This is a genomic window from Desulfacinum hydrothermale DSM 13146, from assembly GCF_900176285.1.
Taxonomy (GTDB): Bacteria; Desulfobacterota; Syntrophobacteria; order Syntrophobacterales; family DSM-9756; genus Desulfacinum; species Desulfacinum hydrothermale.
On sequence record NZ_FWXF01000053.1, the window covers coordinates 1 to 1,932 of the forward strand.

General features: G+C 47.0%; 1 protein-coding gene. It reads right to left on the bottom strand.

The annotated features are described in order from the left end of the window. Positions 1 to 719, bottom strand: a 719-nt coding sequence (locus tag B9A12_RS16525; protein ID WP_084059184.1) for a ParA family protein, incomplete at its 3' end; no start/stop codon positions are given. Between the last annotated feature and the right edge of the window lie 1,213 nt (positions 720 to 1,932).

The following is a 1,932-nucleotide window of genomic DNA, read 5'->3' on the forward strand; positions in this document are numbered from 1 at the left end:
CGCTGCTCAAATACAGTCCGATGCAAGTATTCCGCCTGCTGTACGAGTGTGGCCATCGGAATTATGGTCTCGAAATACTGACCGGAGAATTCGGTCCGAATCCTTTCGATGACATGGCGTGCAATCAAGGTCCTCTGGTCGGCCCGATTAACTACAAGTCGCAAAAATCTAAGAGCTGGGTTTATGTTTTCCCGGATTGTATCAATCAAATCCAGTACCTTACGCAGTCCATCCAAACTGTACCCGGATGCGGCATCTATGGGCACGATGGCAAAATCACTGGCGGCCAGGGATATGGTTAACCAAAGTCCGATGGACGGTGGGTTGTCGATCAGTACAACGTCGAATGGTTTTGAAGATAGAACGTGAGGCAGGCGCTGTTGTAATATCCGGAAACTGTCGGGACTGCTCCTGCCCAGGGGTATGTCCAACGCGCTGCTTTCCTCTATGTTGGGTATGCAGGATACATTCGGATGGCGGGTGGAAACCACAAATGTATCACCATGTATCCCTTCCCTGATATCCGGATCCAACAAATCGTACATTGTGTGGGTGGCAATGTGGGACTCCCCCGACAGCAGAATGCTGGTTGCATTGCACTGGCTGTCCATGTCAAGCACCAGCACTTTGGCCCCAAGGCGTCCCAGCGCAGCGGCTAGATTGCACGTTATGCTGGTTTTGCCCACACCTCCCTTATTGTTTCCTACGGATACAATCATCGAGATCCTTCCCTCCTCTTGTGGTACCCATGCTTCGAGTGGGGCATGATCCGAAACCATTTGCATTCATCTTGGTGACCAACTACCTGCTACGTGTCCGTCATGTCAAGAAAAAATGTGGCCTGATGCAGGTACATGTCGTTGCCAAAAAAGAGGATACAGAGGAACAGCGGAAGGATAGGGTTAAGTTCTGAAAGCAATGTCTGTCACAGACCTCCCCAACGCAAAGGGCGAATGCGCGAAAAAGTGCTCGTTTTTGAACGATCGCATCCTTCCGCATCCCTTTTCCCCTGTTCGGGGGAGATCGTGCGTTCTAGCCCCCGTATTGTGCGTTTTTGTGACAACTCTCCCCGCTAAAGCGGGGAGCTTCCCAGGCTACGCACGTCGCAACCGGCCACGTTAACGCCTGGGGTCCTTCTCCCCAGCAGCTCAACACAACACGACACAACACGACACGACACCCCCCCCATACCCCCCCTTCTGTGTGTGTTGTTGTTGTGTGTTTGCTAATTACTAACTAGGTTACTTATTTCTAAATACTTCTAGGGGGCGGTAACCACTTGATTTTGCAACGTTTTTTCGATTCTATTATAAACAAAAGTCCAGACTATTATGAACAAAAGTCCAGACAACATTCAGAATCAGACGATGTTGTCTGTAAAACTCTGACAATACAGGATAATATCAGGATATTAGGCATACCAAACATTCATTCCACAATGGAAAATCGTTGCAAATTCAATATCTTGGCATTATGAATGGTTGTTTGTTTTCGTTTCACCTTGAAACAAAAAAACATACTCTGGGCACAATAAAACGAATCTGCTCTTTTGCACACCACGAATTCTAAGTACTTTCAGGCACATGCAGCCTTTAGAGAGCTTTCCGGTCGCAATTCAATTATGAACAAAAGTCCAGATCCAACTTAAGAAAAACAGGTACTTACCGCATTATGAACGCTTTTAGAAAAGCGTTCATAATAAAATGTCATTATGAACGAAAGTCCAGATTGGGTTGAAGAATTTCAATAACTTACAAAACTAAACGGAAATGTAATTCCGTTTCCTCATGAAACAAAAGTCCAGACCAGATCGAGTTATATCAACAGGTTACCGGACGTGTCCGCCACACTGCGGACCTTGCCCCCGCCCGGACGCGGTTTTGCCTTTCTAATCAATGGTTTGCCAAAAACAGCACCCTTCCGAAAATGTAA